This is a genomic window from Alkalibacterium putridalgicola, assembly GCF_040959045.1.
Taxonomy (GTDB): Bacteria; Bacillota; Bacilli; order Lactobacillales; family Carnobacteriaceae_A; genus Alkalibacterium; species Alkalibacterium putridalgicola.
On record NZ_CP162615.1, the window covers coordinates 466,868 to 486,593 of the forward strand.

16 protein-coding genes and 1 other annotated feature are annotated in these 19,726 nt (G+C 45.3%); of the genes, 15 read left to right on the top strand and 1 reads right to left on the bottom strand.

The features are described from left to right. Positions 1 to 22: 22 nt before the first annotated feature. The 13 genes from uxuA (at position 23) to AB4027_RS02520 (ending at position 14,001) form a co-directional block, all read left to right on the top strand. Positions 23 to 1,066 (top strand): mannonate dehydratase, encoded by a 1,044-nt coding sequence (gene uxuA / locus AB4027_RS02460; RefSeq protein ID WP_091488214.1) that lies wholly within the window; start codon positions 23 to 25, stop codon positions 1,064 to 1,066. 28 nt (positions 1,067 to 1,094) lie between these two features. After that, on the top strand, positions 1,095 to 1,940 hold the full coding sequence (locus tag AB4027_RS02465; RefSeq protein WP_368645840.1) for an SDR family oxidoreductase: 846 nt from the start codon (positions 1,095 to 1,097) through the stop codon (positions 1,938 to 1,940). A gap of 157 nt (positions 1,941 to 2,097) precedes the next feature. Further along, positions 2,098 to 4,059 (top strand): fructose-1,6-bisphosphatase, encoded by a 1,962-nt coding sequence (locus AB4027_RS02470; protein WP_368645841.1) that lies wholly within the window; start codon positions 2,098 to 2,100, stop codon positions 4,057 to 4,059. 71 nt (positions 4,060 to 4,130) lie between these two features. Beyond that, positions 4,131 to 4,772, top strand: coding sequence for a bifunctional 2-keto-4-hydroxyglutarate aldolase/2-keto-3-deoxy-6-phosphogluconate aldolase (locus tag AB4027_RS02475; protein WP_368645842.1), 642 nt, complete (start codon positions 4,131 to 4,133; stop codon positions 4,770 to 4,772). A 10-nt stretch (positions 4,773 to 4,782) separates the two neighbouring features. Next, complete coding sequence (locus AB4027_RS02480) at positions 4,783 to 5,727, top strand: sugar kinase (protein ID WP_368645843.1); 945 nt, start codon at positions 4,783 to 4,785, stop codon at positions 5,725 to 5,727. A gap of 432 nt (positions 5,728 to 6,159) precedes the next feature. Beyond that, the gene (locus AB4027_RS02485) at positions 6,160 to 7,665 is read left to right on the top strand and encodes an MFS transporter (protein ID WP_368645844.1); all 1,506 of its coding nucleotides are present in this window, start codon (positions 6,160 to 6,162) and stop codon (positions 7,663 to 7,665) included. A gap of 162 nt (positions 7,666 to 7,827) precedes the next feature. Continuing rightward, positions 7,828 to 7,974, top strand: a complete 147-nt coding sequence (locus AB4027_RS02490) for a hypothetical protein (protein ID WP_368645845.1) — start codon at positions 7,828 to 7,830, stop codon at positions 7,972 to 7,974. A gap of 200 nt (positions 7,975 to 8,174) precedes the next feature. Further along, on the top strand, positions 8,175 to 9,242 hold the full coding sequence (locus AB4027_RS02495) for a FecCD family ABC transporter permease (RefSeq protein WP_368645846.1): 1,068 nt from the start codon (positions 8,175 to 8,177) through the stop codon (positions 9,240 to 9,242). Next, a complete protein-coding gene (locus tag AB4027_RS02500) occupies positions 9,233 to 10,279 on the top strand; it encodes a FecCD family ABC transporter permease (RefSeq protein ID WP_368645847.1) in 1,047 nt (348 codons plus the stop codon). Before AB4027_RS02495 ends, AB4027_RS02500 begins: the two co-directional genes overlap by 10 nt. Before the next feature lie 13 nt (positions 10,280 to 10,292). After that, positions 10,293 to 11,240, top strand: a complete 948-nt coding sequence (locus AB4027_RS02505; protein WP_368645848.1) for an ABC transporter substrate-binding protein — start codon at positions 10,293 to 10,295, stop codon at positions 11,238 to 11,240. Positions 11,241 to 11,257: 17 nt separating this feature from the next. Then, entirely contained in the window at positions 11,258 to 12,070 is an 813-nt protein-coding gene (locus AB4027_RS02510; protein ID WP_368645849.1) for an ABC transporter ATP-binding protein, read from the top strand. An 81-nt stretch (positions 12,071 to 12,151) separates the two neighbouring features. Beyond that, the gene (locus tag AB4027_RS02515) at positions 12,152 to 12,805 is read left to right on the top strand and encodes an SDR family oxidoreductase (RefSeq protein WP_368645850.1); all 654 of its coding nucleotides are present in this window, start codon (positions 12,152 to 12,154) and stop codon (positions 12,803 to 12,805) included. A 230-nt stretch (positions 12,806 to 13,035) separates the two neighbouring features. Further along, a complete protein-coding gene (locus AB4027_RS02520; protein ID WP_368645851.1) occupies positions 13,036 to 14,001 on the top strand; it encodes a DUF1002 domain-containing protein in 966 nt (321 codons plus the stop codon). 530 nt (positions 14,002 to 14,531) lie between these two features. Here the strand turns inward: AB4027_RS02520 and tyrS are convergent. Further along, positions 14,532 to 15,797, bottom strand: a complete 1,266-nt coding sequence (gene tyrS / locus AB4027_RS02525) for a tyrosine--tRNA ligase (RefSeq protein ID WP_368645852.1) — start codon at positions 15,795 to 15,797, stop codon at positions 14,532 to 14,534. 67 nt (positions 15,798 to 15,864) lie between these two features. Then, positions 15,865 to 16,066 (bottom strand) — a binding site (T-box leader). Between the two features lie 185 nt (positions 16,067 to 16,251). On the opposite strand from tyrS, the gene AB4027_RS02530 reads away from it, so the two are divergent. Continuing rightward, entirely contained in the window at positions 16,252 to 18,663 is a 2,412-nt protein-coding gene (locus AB4027_RS02530) for a TIM-barrel domain-containing protein (RefSeq protein WP_368645853.1), read from the top strand. A 150-nt stretch (positions 18,664 to 18,813) separates the two neighbouring features. Then, complete coding sequence (locus AB4027_RS02535) at positions 18,814 to 19,638, top strand: Cof-type HAD-IIB family hydrolase (RefSeq protein ID WP_368645854.1); 825 nt, start codon at positions 18,814 to 18,816, stop codon at positions 19,636 to 19,638. Positions 19,639 to 19,726 lie beyond the last annotated feature (88 nt).

Below are 19,726 nucleotides of genomic sequence, written 5' to 3' on the forward strand. Positions count from 1 at the left end.
CTAAATTAGGAGGAAAAGAATTATGCAAATGTCATTCCGCTGGTACGGGACTTCTGACCCCGTATCGTTAGACTATATTCGTCAAATACCAAACATGAAAGGGATCGTATCAGCTATTTACGATATCCCGGTCGGTGAAGTTTGGCCGCTGGAAAAAATCCAGGAACTCAAACAGCAGGTCGAAGACAAAGGTCTCGAGCTTTCAGTCATCGAAAGCGTACCTGTTCATGAAGATATCAAACTAGGCAAACCATCTCGTGATAAATACATCGAAAACTACAAACAGACTCTACGTAATTTAGGTGAGGCAGGGATCCCTGTGGTCTGTTACAACTTCATGCCTGTCTTTGACTGGACCCGTTCTGACTTGAACTATGAACTGGAAGACGGTTCGCACGCACTGATCTTTGACGAAGAAGAAGTCAACAAAATGGATCCGCGCACGTTGTCACTTCCAGGCTGGGACGAGAGTTATACAGCTGAAGAAATGAACCAGCTGATGGATGAATATAAAGAAGTCGATACAGAAAAACTTTGGGAAAACCTGGAGTACTTCATCAAAGCGATCATGCCGACTGCAGAAGAAGCTGACGTCAAGATGGCGATCCATCCGGATGATCCTCCTTACAGTATTTTCGGCTTGCCACGTGTTATTACCAATAAAGAAGCTCTGAACCGTTTCATCAACTTATATGACTCAAAATACAACGGTGTGACAGCTTGTGTCGGTTCGTATGCATCTGATCCGAAGAACGATGCCGTTGCTATGCTGAAAGACATGCTTGAAAAAGACCGCGTGAACTTTGTGCACGCACGTAACGTCAAGCTGACAGGAGAAGGTAAATCTTTCGAAGAATCCGCACACTTGTCTAAAATGGGATCCATCGATATGTACGAAGTGGTTAAAGCTTTGTCTGATCACGGATTTGAAGGATCTATCCGTCCGGACCACGGCCGCATGATTTGGGGAGAAACAGGCAAACCAGGCTACGGCTTATATGACCGTGCCTTAGGAGCAACCTATCTGAACGGTTTATACGAAGCAGTACAAAAAGCAGGTAAATAAAAACACCAACCTATAGGAGGAAAATATTATGACAAAGCAACACGCACATGATTTTAAAAGTAAAGTTGTCGTTTTGACAGGGGCAGGCGGCGTTTTAGTTTCGGAATTCGCCAAGCAGTATGCTCAGGCAGGCGCGAAAGTAGCGCTTCTTGACTTGAATGAAGAAGCAGCACAAGGATACGCTGACGAAATCAACAATGCCGGTGGAACAGCCCGTGCATACAAATGTAATGTTTTAGAAAAACCAAGTATCGAAGCGGCCAAAGAAGCTGTAGTCAAAGACTTAGGTGAAGTCGATATCCTTGTCAACGGTGCCGGAGGGAACAATGCTCGAGCAACGACAGACAACGAATTCCACGAAACAGAAGGTCTGGAAGACATGAAGACATTCTTTGATCTGGATCAGGACGGCATTTCATTCGTATTCAACTTGAACTTCCTGGGCACTCTTTTACCGACACAAGTGTTTGCTAAAGACATGGTCGGAAGAAAAGGAGCTAACATCCTGAACATTTCAAGTATGAACGGCTTTACGCCACTGACGAAGATCCCGGCTTATTCAGGTGCAAAAGCAGCGATCTCCAACTTTACTGAATGGCTGGCTGTACACTTTTCACACGTCGGTATCCGTGTCAACGCGATCGCACCTGGTTTCTTAGTCAGCAACCAGAACCGTGCCTTGTTGTTCAACGAAGACGGCACACCAACGGCTCGTGCGAACAAGATCTTGAACAACACACCAATGGGACGCTTTGGTGAAGCTGAAGAACTGATCGGCGGTCTGTTGTTCCTGACTGACGAACATGCAGCCAGCTTTGTCAACGGTGTCGTTTTACCGATCGATGGTGGATTCAACGCTTATTCAGGCGTCTAATAGGTACGTTACATCTTCATGCTGCAAAAAATGCATTGAAAATCCTTCTTTTAGTATGGATTTAGGAGTAAAATGAAGATGGATTTAATGAGGCAGCTTTCTGAAACCGGAAGCTGTCTTTTTTTTAAAACATCTTGTATCAATTGGGAGGATAATGATGGATCAGTACTATTTGAACTTGCTCAGAGAAAAATATTCGACACCGGAAGCGGTCTATACAGAGCTTATCAATTTAGAAGCGATACAGAACCTGCCAAAAGGGACAGAGTTGTATCTTTCGGATGTCCACGGTTCTTCTGCAGCATTCGAACATATCCTGCGTACCGGAGCGGGGAATGTACGGGAAAAACTGGAGAACTATTACGGAGACGAGTGGACAGCTGAACAGAAAGACTGGTTCGGTCTGCTTATCAGTTACCCGGAATATGCCTTGAAACACGAGCCTTTCGAATCTGTAAAAGACGATGACTGGTATGCAGATACGATCATTCATCTGGTGAAGTTCATGGGCTTCTGTGCAGTCAAGTATACCCGGTCGAAAGTAAGAAAAGCTCTGCCGCAAAAATATACCTACATTATCGAAGAGCTCCTTTATACAGACTTAACTCAAAGAAAAAAGAATTTATATTACAGGAATATCCTGAACCGTCTGATCAGTCTGAAACAGGCAGAGCCTTTTATCATTGCGCTGAGTGAAGTCATCCAGCGGCTGGTGATCGATCATCTGCATCTGGTGGGGGATGTTTTTGACCGTTCAAGTGGGGAAGAGCAGGTGATGGAAAGGCTGATACAGCACCATTCCGTTGATTTGCAGTGGGGGAATCATGACCTGCTTTGGATGGGAGCTCACTTCGGTTCGAAAGTGAACCTGATCACCCTCCTGCGCATCGCCGCCAGATACGGCTATTTATTTGAACTCGAGAGAACGTATGGGTTGAATCTGCGGCCACTTTTTCTCTATGCGGAGGAAAACTATGAAGTAACAGAAGCCTTCAGACCTAAAGGATCAAAAAGCTCATCTCTGCTGCAGGAAGAGAGTGAAGAGCTGCTGGCAAAAGCCCATCATGCGCTGGCAGTGATCCAGTTCAAACTGGAGGAGCAGATCATTGAAAGACGTCCCGAGTTTCAGATGGCCAACCGGCAGTTTCTTGGGAAAGTGGATAAGGTGAATAAAAAGGTCGAGATCGATGGTAAAGACTGCGAGCTGACGGACTTTCCCTATGATCGAATCGATGAAAACGATCCGGCCCGCTTATCTTATGAAGAGGAACACATTGTCGACACGCTGATTGAAAGTTTTCAGCGGTCGGAAAAAATCCGTAAGTATATGACCTTTCTGCTTGAAAAAGGCCGCATGTACCTGGTTTATAATGGCCATTTACTTTTTCATGGCTGTCTGCCGATGGATGAGAACGGTGATTTCCAGTCAGTTGAGTTAGAAGGCCGGAAGGTTCAAGGAAAAGGGATGCTCGATGCCTTCGATATGTACGTCAGAAAAGCCAGTCAGTCTCCGGATTCCAGTGAAGACTATGCTACCGATGTTCTTTGGTATGCCTGGGCCGGTGACAAGTCTCCGTTATTTGGAAGAAACAAAATGACAACGTTTGAACGGTACTATATCAAAGATAAAGAAACACATAAGGAAAAGCGGAATGCTTACTTTGACCTGAGAGAAAATGAGGACACAGTGAAAAAAATATTGCGTACCTTTGGACTGGAAAATAAAAGTGCCAGAATAATCAATGGACATACCCCCATAAAAGTTAAAAAAGGGGAAAGCCCGATCAAAGCCGGCGGACGTCTGATCGTCATCGATGGTGGCATGAATGAAGCCTACAGGGCGGCTACGGGGATCGCGGGTTATTCGCTCTTGAACAATTCCTACGGTTTCCAGATCGTGACTCATCAACCCTTTGAGTCTGTCTCCGGTTTTTTTGAACGTGGAAAAGATGAAACAAGTCTGAAACATGTGATCGATGGGAAACTGGAAAGAACATTGATCAAAGATACAACGATCGGGACAGCTATTCAGAAACAGATCGACATCTTACTTGAAGTCGTGGAGTATATCCAGTCGCAGGAAATCTTGAATGAAGATAAGTTCAGCTTTGACATGTAAAGTAGCTGTTGAGCTGATATAGAGAAAGCGTTATACTAGTATACAAGTGCATGGAAAATTGGAGGAATATTATGACTAAAAAACACGGGATTTTATCTCAATTAAAAGAAAACTACTTATTTGCGGTCATCCGTGGAAAGTCTGCTGATGATGCAACGAAAATATCAGAGGCTGTCTACGAAGGCGGCATCAAGAACATCGAGGTGACGTTTACCACACCTCAGGCGGATGAATCGATCAAAACACTGGCTAAAAAATACGCCGATACAGACATGGTCGTCGGTGCAGGGACAGTCATGGATGCCATCACAGCACGTCTGGCTATCATTGCCGGAGCAGAATTCATCGTCAGCCCCAACTTTGTTCCGGAGATATCCACTGTCTGCAATACCTATGCTGTTCCCTATCTTCCAGGATGCGGCACTGTAACAGAAGTTGCCAACGCTATGGCAACGGGTGTCGAAGTGGCGAAAGTATTCCCGGGCGGGATTTTAGGCCCTGCATTCATCAAGAATGTTCATGGTCCTATTCCTCATGTTGAAATGATGCCTTCAGGCGGCGTTAGTCTGGATAACATGGATCAGTGGATGGCCAATGGTGCTTGGGCAGTAGGTATCGGCAGTGCACTGACAAAAGGACTGGAAGGCGACGATTACAGCAAAGCAACTGAAAATGCCAAGGCATTTGTAAATAAATACAATAACTTAAAATAGGATGTGCGAAATGGCTAGCGTTGTATTGATTGGAGAACCAATGGGATTGTTTAGAGCTCAGGAGTATGGAGCAGTTAAGGATGTTTTACGCTTTACCCGATCTGTTGCAGGTGCTGAACTTAATGTAGGGATAGGGCTGTCGCGTCTCGATCACAAGGTGAAGTATGTGACCAAGCTAGGTGTAGATCCTATCGGAGAACATATAGTGGATTATTTGAGTAATGAAGGTATGGATACAAGCAGTGTGCTGTTTTCGGATAACCACGAAACAGGGCTTATGCTGAAAAACAAAGTGAGCGACGGGGATCCAGTCACTGCATACTACCGTCGCTACAGTGCTTTCACGACATTATCTATTGAAGAAATCAAGAATCTGGATGTCGAATCGATCGAACTCCTGCACATTACCGGCATTCCGCCTGCAGTGAGTTTTTCTGTAAGGGAAGCAATTTTCTATTTAATGAAAAAAGCTAGAGAAGCCGGGACCTTTATTACGTTTGACCCCAACATCCGTCCTTCGATATGGGAATCAGAAAAGACGATGATTTCAGTTCTCAACGAACTGGCCAGTTATGCTGATGTCGTTCTCCCCGGTGTCGCAGAAGGAAAGATCCTCATGGGGTCGGACGATGTCGAGGAGATCGCTCAGTTTTACCTGGACCATGGAGCCCAAGTCGTCATTACAAAAAGTGGTGCACATGGTGCCTTTGTGACGGAAAAAGGGAAAGAAACGGTGAATGTCAAAGGATTCAAAGTAGATAAAGTCGTCGATACAGTCGGAGCCGGAGACGGCTTCGCTGTAGGCGTCATTCACGCCTACTTAAATGGCCGGTCATGGACAGACGCGGCAGTCTATGCTAATGCTATCGGATCGCTCCAAGTCCAGCATTCAGGAGACAATGAAGGATTGCCGACTAGAAGTCGACTTGAAAGTTACATTGCTAATTATAGTTAAAGAGTAAAAAGCCAGTACTGCTTGTATCGCAGTGCTGGCTTTTTTTACTGATATATCAGATTTCTTGTTCAGTTATTTTTTTAAGATGGAACGGCCGATTTCAAGATAGTTTATAGCATCATAACCCTTATATGACAAGGGTTATGATGACTGATATACTAATTAGTCACAAAATTGTCACAAAATAACCGGATTAAAAGTAAGCGTTTTTATATAAAAAACTAAATTATCAATATATCAATAATAAATGATAATAATGAAATAAAAATTAAAATGAAAAGGCTTAATAAAACACTAGCGCATCTTTTAAGCGTATGCTAATATACTAGTATACGATATAAAGAAAGCGCTTTTAAATTTGTATAACGAATGAGTTGTCGGAATCATTTTTTGTGTTTATTGGCTTTAAAACAAAAAAAGGAGTGTTAAATCATGCAAACAGCAAATCCAACTGCTCACGCAAAAGTGTCAGCTGAAGTTTTATCAAGTACAGGGGGGCCGAAGAAGTTAAGAAGAGCCAAAATCTGGCAGATGGGATTTTTTGCTGCCAATAATACAGCAACGAATGTTATGTTCTTCTTAATGATGAACGTAGCCTATTTTGCCACAGGAGTTGTTGGCTTAGGTACTGTACTTGTTTCAACGATAATAACAGGGAGTCGTATGTTTGATGGGATCACCGACCCGATCATTGGATTATGGATCGACAAGACGGATGGGAAATATGGTAAATTCAGACCATTCATGTTAGGTGGATACTTAACGATGGCAGTTGTAATCGGACTGTTGTTCTTTACAAACCATCTTGTACCTGAAAATTTTAAACTCCCTTATTTTATTTTACTCTATGTCGTTTATATCATAGGGTATACTTTCCAGACAGCGGTCACAAAAGCTGGACAGTCAGTGATGACGAGTGATCCTTCTCAGCGTCCATTGTTTTCAACATTTGACATTACTCTTTCAGGTTTATTGTTTACAGGTGGAGCCATGTATTTATCAAATTACTTGGTACCCAAATACGGGGGCACGTTTAACAGTGCTGGGCTTTTTCAGGAGTTTGCATTAACTGCTCTTGCTATATCAGGTGTATTGACAGTATTGGCCATTATAGGTATCTGGTCAAGTGACCGTACTGAAAACTTTGGAACGGGCAAAGCAGAAAAAATCACTTTTAAGGATATGTGGACGATTCTCAAAGGAAACCGGCCACTACAAATGCTTATTATAGCTGCATCTACAGATAAATTAGGCGGTTCTATAGCTACTAACTCAATCGTTATGGTTATGCTATTTGGTATCATCATAGGAGATTTTGGAATGTATGGGGTCATATCAGGAATTGTATTGATTCCTAATATAATTATTGCACTCTTTGGCACACGATTTGCTTCAAAATTCGGTACGAGAAAAGGTTATGTAGTATCAACCTGGCTTGCTATAGGCTCTTTTTCAGGTATCTTCTTGTTACTTACACTAGGTGACCCGACACAGATCAGAATGGATAACTGGGGATTCATGACTATCTCATTTATTCTATTATATATCTTTGGTAACGGTCTACGTACACTCTCTGGAGGACTTGTTATTCCTATGATCCCAGATGTTACAGACTATGAAACATATAAAACTGGTCGCTATGCACCTGGCGTGATGGGAACCATATTCTCATTCGTAGATAAGATGATTTCCTCATTCGCTCAAACAGTTATTGGATTTACTTTAGCCTTTATCGGATTCAATGAAATTTTCCCGGATGTAAACACACCATATTCTGCAAACATTAAATGGGTAACATTGTTTTTATATATCGGCATGCTCATGTTCGCATGGATCGCTTCTCTAATTGCAATGAAGTTTTATGAACTTGATAAAACAAGAATGCAGGAGATCCAGGTCGAGCTTGAAAACAGAAGAGAAATTAATAATAAAAAATGATTTTAAATAAATCTGAAGACAATGTGCTGAGTTTATTCTCAGTGCATTGTCTTTTTTATAACGCTGCCATTTCCTTATCTAGCCTTTACAAGCGACTTTGTGAATGGTATAACTTATATGAAGGTGATAATCATTCTCAATTAATTTAGGAGAGCTAGAAAGATGCAGATGGACGTTGACAGTGAGGCGACTATTACTGCTATGAAAGGGATGAAGTATACGATTATCCAGGCTAAACCTTTCGATTCTGGCATTCTATTAAACGAGAAAATTATCACAGTAGTTAAGGCGACTTGTGGCGGACCTTAATCTTTAACGGCTTCCGATTGTATACCGTAGGATGAAGGAAGGGACGTTACAGAAGAAGCCGAACCGATCGAGATAGTCTTGATCGCAGCACAGCCTGTCTGTGATCCAAAAGGAGAAAAAGCATCGTGTCTTCTCTTAATATAGGCCTAGAGGAGAGAGAAGTATAGACGGACAGATCCTGATACAGAGGAAAGAGAGTAATGATGGATGAAATCAGACGTAAACAACTAACAGATAAAGATATACAGAAACGTTTAATGAGACGGTTGAGCCATTCGCATCCGACGGCTTGGATCTTCTTAACGAGTGGTGTGATCCTGTTCCTGCTGATGCTTCTTTCTCTGCGCTTCGGTGCGGCTGAACTCACGTGGGAAATGATCGGCGAGGCGATATGGAACTTTGATGCAACGGATACTGCGCATGTGATCCTGGTTGATCTGCGTATTCCTCGAGTCCTTGCTGCAGCGGTTGTCGGAGCGTCGTTAGCCGTTTCGGGAGTGATCATGCAGGCATTGACGCTCAATCCACTGGCGTCACCTTCTATCATGGGCGTGACGTCAGGTTCGGCCTTCATGATCGCGCTTGGCTTTGCCTTGTTCCCCCAACTGTCACATTATCAGCTGATTTTCTGGTCCTTTACGGGTGCCGCATTAGGAGCAGGCATGGTTTTTTCTATAGGCTTCTTTACTCAAAGAGGATTGACGCCTGTAAAACTTGCCTTAGCTGGAGCCGCAGTCAGTGCGCTGCTTCAATCATTGTCAACGATGATCGCGATCCATTTTGATGTAGCAAGAGATATGAGTTTCTGGTATGCCGGTGGAGTTGCGGGGGTCAGAATCGAAAGCGTTACAGTGATTGCTCTCATTGGGATCATCGGTTTATTTGCTTCGTTAACGCTCTCACGTTCTCTTACGATCCTCTCGCTGGGTGAAGAGATGGCCAGGGGACTGGGACTGAGAATCGGATGGATAAAACTGATTTCTTTACTCATTGTGCTGGTCTTGACGGGGGCAGCTGTTTCCATAGCGGGAACGGTCGGTTTTATAGGTCTGGTCATCCCGCACATGACGAAAAAAATCGTAGGCCTGGATTATCGATGGGTCCTTCCGATATCTGCTTTATTCGGAGCCAGCCTGCTTGTGCTGGCCGACATTGGTGCTCGTGTGATCAACCCTCCCTATGAAACGCCTGTTGGAACACTGACAGCGCTGATCGGCGTCCCGTTCTTTCTCTTTCTGGCACGTAAAGGAGGGAGAGGATGGAAATGAGGAATCAGAAGTCTGCAGGTCGGTACACCAGACAATCAAAGCGGACGATAAAACTGTTCCTGTTTTTAGTCGGGGTACTGCTAGTGATGTTTTTCGTCAGTATGGGTGCCGGTCATCTGACCTTATCACCCATTGACATCTTTAAAACCCTGATCGGTTCAGGGACAGACAGTCATGCCCTGCTCCTGTTTCAGTTTCGGATCCCCAGACTGCTTGTAGCCATTCTCGTCGGGATCGGTATGGGGGTCGCCGGAGCGGTGTTTCAGGGTATCACTCAAAACGAGCTGGCAGATCCGGGGATCATCGGTATTCATTCAGGATCCGGCCTGTTCGTTGTAGTGTTTTTGTATCTCACATCTTTGTATGAAGGCTCTCACCCCTGGTGGATGCCACTCAGTCTGCCCTTCGTCGCTTTTATAGGCGGCATTACTGCGGCCCTGCTGATTTATATCCTGGCCTGGAAAAGCGGCGTGACTCCCGTCCGGCTTATCCTGGTGGGGATCGGGTTGAATGCCGGGTTCTCGGCCCTGCTGCTGCTAGTCCAGCTCAAAATGAGCGATAGTGACTTCAACCGGGCTCTCGTATGGCTGTCGGGATCGATCTGGAATGCAAGCTGGCAGTCTGTCTGGAGTCTTTTACCCTGGATCCTCATCTTCTTGCCCCTGACTCTTTATAAGGCACGAGTATTGACGGTGATGCAGCTGGGAGAAGAAATGGCTCTAGGCTTAGGGACACGAGTGGAAAAAGAGAAATTTTTATTACTCATTATCGGCGTGGCGATGGCCGCGTCCAGTGTAGCTGTCGCAGGAGGCATTGCCTTTTTAGGACTGGTGGCTCCGCATTTAAGTCGGCGTCTTGTCGGAGGCAAGTTTCAGAGACTTATTCCAATCACAGCAGTTGTGGGCGCTATCTTGATGGTGGTGTCTGATACACTGGCACGCACACTGCTTGCGCCTGCTGAAATACCCGTAGGACTGATCGTATCGGTCCTCGGTGCCCCTTACTTTATTTACTTATTAATGACGATTAAAGATTAACGGAGGAAATAGGATGAAAAAATTAGGAATGACGGGTTTGACCCTTGCTTTATTATTGACTGCCTGCGGTGAAGAAAATACTGTTGATGAGACGGAAGAAACAGCTGAAGAGCCAGTTCAAGAGGAAATAGAAACAGGGCCTGTAACGCTGACGGACGGAATGGGTAGAGAAGTTGAGATCCCTGAAGATCCCGAAAACATTATTGCGTCATATCTGGAAGATTACTTAGTCGCTTTGGATGTCACTCCAGCTGCCCAGTGGTCGATCAGTGACGGTGCAGGGGTCCAGAACTATCTGCAGGAAGAACTGGGAGATGTTCCGACGATCCCTTACGATCTTCCTTATGAATCAGTGCTTGAATTCAGTCCGGACCTATTGATCCTTCGCGATCAGCCGGAAGAAGATATGGTCAGCCAGTATGCACAAATCGCTCCGACTTACGTCCTTGAATCCCAGCCGACAGACTGGCGTGGGACCTTGACGGAAATCGGCGAAGTTTTAGGCGGAGAAACGAAAGCAGAAGAGGTCATTGACGCTTATGATCAGAAAGCGTCAGAAGCGAGAGATCTCGTTTCAGAAAATGCTGAAGGTGAATCGGCTGCAGCGGTCTGGATGGTGGATACCAGCTTGTTCGTCGTTCATCCTGAACGTTCAAGCGGCGCTGTTCTCTACGGTGATGCCGGGTTTGAAGTCCCTGAAGTCGTTTCCGATTTATCAGGAGACGCTGACTGGGCTGCCGTTTCATTAGAAGAACTGGCCCAGATGGACGTTGACCGTTTATTCTTCATATCTGATAATGGTGAAGAAGCTTTGACTGAGGACCGTTTATGGCAGAATATTCCTGCAGTAGAAAATGATCAGGTCCATGTCTTTGCTTCTGATTCAGCATGGTTATATTATGGACCGACAGCAAATGAACAGGTCCTCGGTCATATTGAAGACAGTATCGCAAACGACTAACAGGAGGAGGGGATGTTTTGTCCCGGATTGAAGCAACGGAATTATCAGTTGGCTATGGGAAACGACCAGTTATAGAAGAGATGGATTTGATCATCCCTGAATCTCAGATCACCAGTATCATCGGTCCAAATGGCTGTGGCAAGTCGACGCTGCTGAAAACTGTCGCACGGATACTGAAACCTTCACACGGCTCAGTCCTCCTTGACGGTAAAGCGATCCACAAGCAGTCGACCAGAGACATCGCTAAGAAAATCGCCATTCTTGCACAGTCTCCCCATACTCCGGAGGAAATCACGGTAAAAGACCTGGTGTCATATGGACGGTCACCTTATCAGAAAGGTTTCGGCCAGCTGACAGCGAAAGACTGGGAAATGATCCACTGGGCATTGGGAGAGACCAATCTGCTCGAGTATGCTGACCGGTTTGTGCATTCATTATCGGGCGGTCAGCGTCAGCGTGTGTGGATCGCCATGGCTCTGGCTCAGGATACAGACATCCTGCTCCTTGATGAACCGACCACTTATCTGGATCTCGCCCATCAGCTCGATGTCCTGCAGGTTTTGGAACGACTGAACAAAAAGCAGGGGAAAACCATCGTCATGGTGATGCATGATTTGAATCATGCATCCCGCTTTTCGGATTTCATCGTCTCGATGCGGGATGGCGAAGTCATCAAAGCCGGATCCCCGCGAGATGTAATGACCAATAAAGTCCTGCGTTCGGTATTCGATATCGATGCACATATCGTGGAAGATCCCGCTACTAAGAAACTTGCCTGTCTGACTTATCAGCTGGTAGAAAAAGACTCAGTGACAAAAAGAAGACAGTGACCGGAACTAAGCGTCCTTTTGGTTATCCTGTCTTCTTTTTGTTATGGTTATAATAGAGTTTAAAAACGAAGGAGCGATAGTATGAATGTATTGATTGTTGGAGCGAATGGTCAGATCGGACAACACTTAGTGGATGAGTTGAAGGATGAAGGGAAACATAAGCCCGTCGCTTTTGTCAGAAAAGAAGAACAGGTAGAAAAATTCAAAGAACAGGACGTCGAAGCAAGACTAGGCAATCTGGAAGACTCTGTAGGTGAAATCAAAGAGCGTATGGCTGATATCGATGCTGTGGTCTTTACAGCCGGTTCAGGCGGCAGTACGGGGTCTGATAAGACTCTGCTGATCGACTTGGACGGAGCAGTGAAAGTCATTGAAGCGACCAAAGCCAGCGGAATCGACCGTTTTGTGATGGTCAGTGCCTTTGGGGCCGATGATCGGGACAGATGGAATGAAGAACTCAAGCCGTATTATGTTGCGAAGCACTTTGCAGACATGTGGCTGATGGATTCAAGTCTGAATTATACCATTGTGCGTCCGGGAATGCTTGAAAACAAAGAATCGATCGGCAAAGTCCTTGCCAAAGATGTCATTACCGATTCAGATGTATTCAGTATCCCTCGGGTCGATGTGGCTAAAGTCCTGGCTGCATCTCTTGAAAATGAAAACACCTACCACAAGTCATTTGATCTGGTCACAGGAGATAAGTCTGTTGAAGATGCACTGAACGGCTTATAATAAACTGAAAATATTTGATGAAGAAGCATCGGCTATAAAGTCGATGCTTCTTTCCCTTAATGGTAATAGTTTGAATCGTCCTATCAGCTTATTGATCGATTCTTATTTTCTTCAGTTTAAAAGTCATTATATAGGTTGATCATTTATAGTGTGAATAGTCAAAAGTGAAGGAGGGTGGTATACTATATGTGCATTTGATCTAATGCATTTATCTTAAAGGAGAGAAAACGATGATTAAAGAATTAAAAAGAAAACTTGGTTATATTACCGCATTGAGTGTCTTGTCAGTGGTTCCGATGTCGACTGTCAATGCTTCTGAAGGCATCGATACAAGTGTGGTGGATGAAGCCTGGGGACTGCCAACCTTTGTTTATGGCGGCGGGCTGGATGAGGCTCAGATCGCTGAAACAGCGGATCTATTGGGGATCGATAGCAGAGAAAACGTTGCAGGCGTGGATGTGACAGGTGAAGATCTGCAGAATTATCTGGGGACCGGATCTGGCAACACGGCCAGCATGATTTCCTCCGTTCTGGTTCAACGTGAGGATGAAGGCGACGGCGTCAGTGTCCTGATCGAAACACCGGATGATATCACGGAAATAACCGAAGAACAGTATGCCAATGCAGCCATCACAGCAGGTGTAGAAGATGTGACCATCATGGTCGCCAGTATCCGTCCTGTTACCGGCGAAAGTGCTTTGACCGGTATTTATAAAGCCTTTGACGTGAACGGTGAAGATCTGGACCAGGACCGTATGGAAGTGGCCCAGGAAGAACTGGAAACGACCAACGATATCGCTCAGGCGAACACCGGGGAAGAAGGATTCGATACCTCCCGCTTTGATCAGGCGATCGTTGAGATCAAACAGCAGCTGGCCGAACTCCGCGAACAGCAGAATGAACTGGCTACACGTGAAGATATTGAGCGCATCATCAATGAAGCGCTGGAAAACAATGATCTGCAGAACGTGATCAGTCAGGAACAGATCGACCGCCTGCTGGCTTTCTTTGAACGCTATCAGCAGACCGGGGCCATCGATTCTGCTCAAGTAAGAGAACAACTGGAGAATCTGTCCACGAACATCAGAGACCGTTTCGGAGATGTCTGGCAGGACGCTGAAGACAGCGGTCTGATCGACCAGATCGGCAACTTCTTCAGTCAGTTATGGGAAGCGATCAGAAACTTCTTCAACTAAAATAATAAGGGTCGAATCACATGTGAATGTGATTCGGTCTTTTTTTTGATTTCTGAAGGTCGTCTTTTGTTAATTCGCGTAGTCATCCACAGGAAGCTGGCAGAAGGGTATAAATGTTATAGGAACAGAAGCAGCCAAAGCTGTCGAGTTACTAGAAGAAGAGGTAACTTCTATGAACTGAGTATAGAAAATAAGAGCGAGTTAATAGAAGAAGGGTCTTTTTCTAGTATCCCAAATCAAAACAGGCCCGGAGTTATGAAAAGAAGGGGTGTCTTCTTATAACTCGATGGTAAAAGACTAAAGTGTTGCCAAAAGATGGCCAATCTTCTATGAACTCCTGTGAACATTTCGGTAGCAGCTGCTAAAAGAAGCCAGTTCTTCTCTCAACCTGAAAGATAAATACAGAGGAGTTCATAAAAGTGAAACCGGCTTTTATGAACTCTACATTAAAAAATGCTTTAGTTAATAGAAAAAAACGATCCCGCCTTCTTTCTCTGAAGGCGGGATCGTTTTTTTCGTCTGTGTATCTATTAAACTAAATGAACCAGGAAGTATTTCTTTTTACCTTTACGCACGATAACAAAACGGCCGTCGAAGCTGTCGTCCTCCGTCACGATGTAATCGATGTCTTTGACTTGAATCCCCTTGAGGCGGATCGCACCGTTTTTGATGTCTTCGCGTGCTTGACGTCGTGACGGTTCGATTTTAGTGATATCCACAAGAAACTCGACCAAACCATGTTCGCCGGCAGGTGCTTCTGATGACGGCACATCTTTAAAGGTGGCGGCGATCTGGTCCGCTGTCAGTTCCTGGATCTCGCCGGAAAAGAGTGCCTGACTGATCTTGATGGCTTCATCCAATGTGTTTTGACCGTGGACAAAACGTGTCATTTCTTCAGCTAAAGCTTTTTGAGCGGCACGCTTGTGCGGCTCGGTTTCTACTTGTTCAGCCAGAGTTTCGATTTCCTCTTTTGAAAGGAAAGTGAAGTACTTCAAGTACTTGACGACATCACGATCATCCTGGTTGAACCAGAACTGGTAGAATTCGTAAGGGGTCGTCTTTTCAGGATCCAGCCAGATCGCGCCGTCTGCTGATTTACCGAATTTTGTGCCATCTGCTTTCAGAAGCAGGGGAATGGTCAGTCCAAAGGCTTTGGACTCTGCGCCTTCTTTTTTACGGATCAAGTCCAGTCCGGCCGTGATATTGCCCCACTGATCGGAACCGCCGATCTGCAGCTGCACGTCTTCGTTCTGGAATAAATGCAGGAAGTCGACAGACTGGATGATCTGATAGCTGAATTCAGTAAAGGAGATGCCAGTATCTAAACGGCTTGACACCACGTCTTTCGCCAGCATCGTATTGATATTGAATTCCTTGCCGAAGTCACGGAGGAAATCCAGGAAAGAGAGTTCTTTCAGCCAGTCATAGTTATTGACGAGTTTGATCCCGGAGTGTTCTGAACCAGCCTCAAACAGCTGGCGCATCTGACTGCTCAGTTTGTTAGCGTTCATCTCGATCTGGTCCATGGTCTGGAGGACACGTTCGGAATTACGTCCGCTGGGGTCTCCGATCGATCCTGTTCCGCCGCCGATCAGGATAACGGGTCTATGTCCCGCCAGTTGGAATCGTTTCAGGATCATGAAGGGTATCAAGTGTCCCACATGCATGCTGTCACCTGATGGGTCGATCCCGCAGTATAAGGCGATATCTTTCTCGTTGGTCAGTTCGCGCAGACCTTCTTCGTCTGTCTGCTGGTTGATGGCTCCGCGCCATTCCAGTTCGTCTAGTATATTCATATTCACGTATTCTCCCTTTTCATGATTGTATGCAATAAAAAAAGCCCCGCAAAAAGTGTGTGCTTTTTGCCGGGACGAACAATGCCGTGGTACCACCCAGATCAAAGTCAATAAAAAAATGACTTCACTCATCCCCATAACGCCGGGTCGCGCTCAAAAGAGAAAAGCTCCGAGGTGTACTTCGTTTTATCTGATCATACGGATTTTCACCAGCCATCCGCTCTCTTACAAAAACCAGAAAAACTACTGCGCCTGTTCATCGCTGAAAGTATTTATCTCAGTTAGTATAAGGGATTAGAGGGTATAAGTCAACCGTCTATAACCACCTGGCAAGTGGACGAGGAGCCCAAAACGTTTCCGTTAGTTTATTAACCTTTTGAATTGTTTTTAAGTGGAGATATATTTGGTGTATGCTAAAATATAAGTAAGAGTGAATGAGAAAGGATGAAGACACTTGGTTAAGAGAAGAAAAGAAGTGTTTAATTTAGATAGGGAGCCAGAAGCTCCAGTTGAATCTCAGGTTATCTGGAAGAATTACCGGTTTACAGTCTTAACCTCTGCGCTTTTTCGTATAGAGTATGATAAGCATGGTGAATTTGAAGACCGTGCGACTCAAACGGTTTTAAATCGTAATTTCCATACACCAGAATTTAATAAAAAAGAAAATGATGAATATATCGAGATCATCACCGCCAAAGCTCACCTCATCTTTCATAAGGAAGAAGGCGGCTTTACTAAAAACAATCTTAGAATAGAAGCCATCGGGAACTATAGTCTTTACCACAGTACTTGGTATTTCGGTGACCGTCCGGACACACTGAAAGGCACGGCTCGGACGCTCGACTTTGCGGATGGAGCTATTGAACTTGAAGAAGGGCTTATGAACAAGAACGGGTACTCGGTCTTTGACGACAGTAAATCCATGCGGCTGACAGATGACGGCTGGGTGGAAAAAAGACCCAAAGGGATCACCGATATGTACTTCTTCGGTTATGGCCGGGATTATCTGGGAACCCTGAAAGACTACCATCATCTGACAGGCAAAACGCCTATGTTGCCTAGATACGCTTTAGGGAACTGGTGGAGCCGTTATTATCCGTATTCTCAAGAAGGATACAAGCGTCTGATCAAAGAATTTGAAACAAGGGATATTCCTTTTTCAGTCGCCGTTATCGATATGGACTGGCATCTCACAGACGTTCCGCCTGAATACGGCTCCGGCTGGACAGGGTACACCTGGGACACGGATCTGTTCCCTGATCCCAGGGCATTCCTTGATTGGCTTGACGACCATGGGCTGCGTACGACGCTGAACCTTCACCCGGCGAACGGGGTACAGCCTTATGAAGAGATGTATGAACCGATGGCTAAGGAATTGGGCGTTGATATCGAAGAGAAAAAACCCATCAATTTTGATATCGCCAATCATGAATTTTTAGATGCCTATTTTAAATATCTGCATCACCCGCATGAAGAGATCGGGGTCGACTTTTGGTGGATCGACTGGCAGCAGGGGAGTGTCACAAAAGTGGAAGGACTGGATCCACTATGGATGCTCAATCACTACCACTTCCTTGATAACGGCAGAGGCGAGAGCCGTCCGCTCGTGTTCTCAAGATATGCCGGCTTAGGTTCACACCGCTATCCGATCGGCTTTTCCGGAGATACGGCTGCGACATGGGATTCACTTAATTTCCAGCCTTATTTCACAGCGACGGCATCCAATGTCGGCTATGGCTGGTGGAGTCATGATATCGGCGGACATTACGGTGGAAAGAAAGACAATGAGCTCTTTGTCCGCTGGGTCCAGTTCGGCGTCTTTTCTCCGATCAACCGGCTGCACAGTCAAGACGGCGAGTTCAGCGGAAAAGAACCTTGGCGCTACGGTAACAATGCAGAAAAAATCGTGACGGAATTCCTGCAGCTGAGACATCGCCTGGTCCCTTATCTGTATACGATGAATGTGATCAATCACTTCGATGATTTTCCGTTGATACGACCGATGTATTACCATTACCCATGGAAGGAAGAAGCGTATGAAGTGCCGAATCAGTATTATTTCGGGACCCAGATGATCGTTGCGCCTGTAACGCAGCCTTTAAGGGACGACTTGCGCTTAGGTAAAGTGAAAGTGTGGCTTCCAGAAGGACGTTGGTATGATTTCTTCATCAACCGGGCGTATGAAGGCGATCGTATGATAGACATGTACCGTTCACTGTCTGCTTATCCGGTCTTTGTGAAAGCCGGAGGGATCGTTCCACTTGACCAGAGCTACAGTAATCACACAAATAACCCCGAACATATGGAAGTGAAAGTGTATGCCGGGGACAATGGCAGCTTCTCTTTATATGAAGATGACGGATTAGGGAAAGGTCTGGAGGAAGTGACCACGAAAATGTCTCTGATCTGGAAAGAGGAAGAGGGCGAATGGTCGATATTCCAGATCAATGCGCCTGAAGGCAATCAGGATATCCTGCCGGCTGAGCGTCAGTTCACTTTATCATTGATCGGTTTTGCGTGTCAGAAGATGCCGGAAGTCTATGTGAATGATGAACAGGTCGATGTTGAAGTGTTCCGCAAAGGTAAAGTGACGAACGTCGTCATACCTAAACAGCCGATAGATTCCACTTATACCGTTCATTTAAAAGAAGTGAAGCTGAAACAGAATGATATGCATGGTGAGCTGTTCCGATTCCTTGATCGCGCACAGCTTCCGGCGAGTCAGAAAGAAAAAATCTACAATACGATCATTAGAGGCAAATCAAGCGCGCGAGTCATCAGTGCACTGCTTGCCTTGGACTTGGGTGAGGACATCATCGATGCCATCAGTGAAATCGTCTGGGCCAATCCCGACGAAGTCGATTAGCATCACAACTAAACAATAGAATAGAGAAGAAGGCAGAACGACAGTCGAAGGACTTCTCAGTATCTGCCTTCTTTTTCTGTATTCTTATAGGTCCGCATGATTAGACATGATACAATGGAATTGAAGTTTTAAAGGAAGTGAGCCTAGCATATGACAAAAATAGTTTTTCTTGATATAGATGGAACGCTGGTGACCAAGTATAACAATATACCACAGTCGACCAAACGTGCCATCCAGAAATTAAAAGAAAATAACGTAATGCCTGTCATTTCGACAGGTCGTGCCCCCCTTCTCATCGAAGAAGTCCGCCGTGAACTCGGTATCGACAGCTATATCGCCATGAATGGTCAACTCGTGGTCCACGAAGGCGAAGTCGTCTATCATAACCCGATCGAACAAGAAACGGTCGATCAGCTCATCGACCGGGCAGTGGATAAGAATGACGGCATCATTTTGTGCGGAGCTAAAGATATTTTCAGTAATTCCATCGTCTCGCTGGCTAAAAGGAGTTCAGTCCTGACGCTGCTCAAGGGGCTTGTGAAACTGGTCCCCGGCTCCATTCAGCTGTCGTTCTTCAGCCGTCTGATCAAAAAGCCGCCCAAACCGGAAGATTATGAAGGAAAACCCATCTATCAGGTCATTATTGAAACCTCGCAGGAGGAAGAAGAACAGTACAGAGAAGCCTTCGGTATGCTGAATTTTGCCAGGTCCAATCATTATACCGTGGATGTCATCAGTAAAGGGATCTCCAAAGCGACGGGGATCGAACATTATCTGAATCATGTCGGCGTGGACCTGAAAGATACTTACGCCATCGGAGACAGCCCCAATGATCTGGAAATGCTGGGATATGTAGAAACCAGTATCGCCATGGGGAACAGCTGGGACAACGTCAAAGAGATCGCCGATTATGTGACGGACGATGTGGATAAAGACGGGATCGAAAAAGCGCTGAAGCATTTCGGGCTGATCTGAGACCCCTTTATTCCGTTCTTTTTCAGCAGTGTTTCCTGTGCTATACTAGTTAAGAAATGTTTAATGCACAGCGAATAAAAGTTCAAAC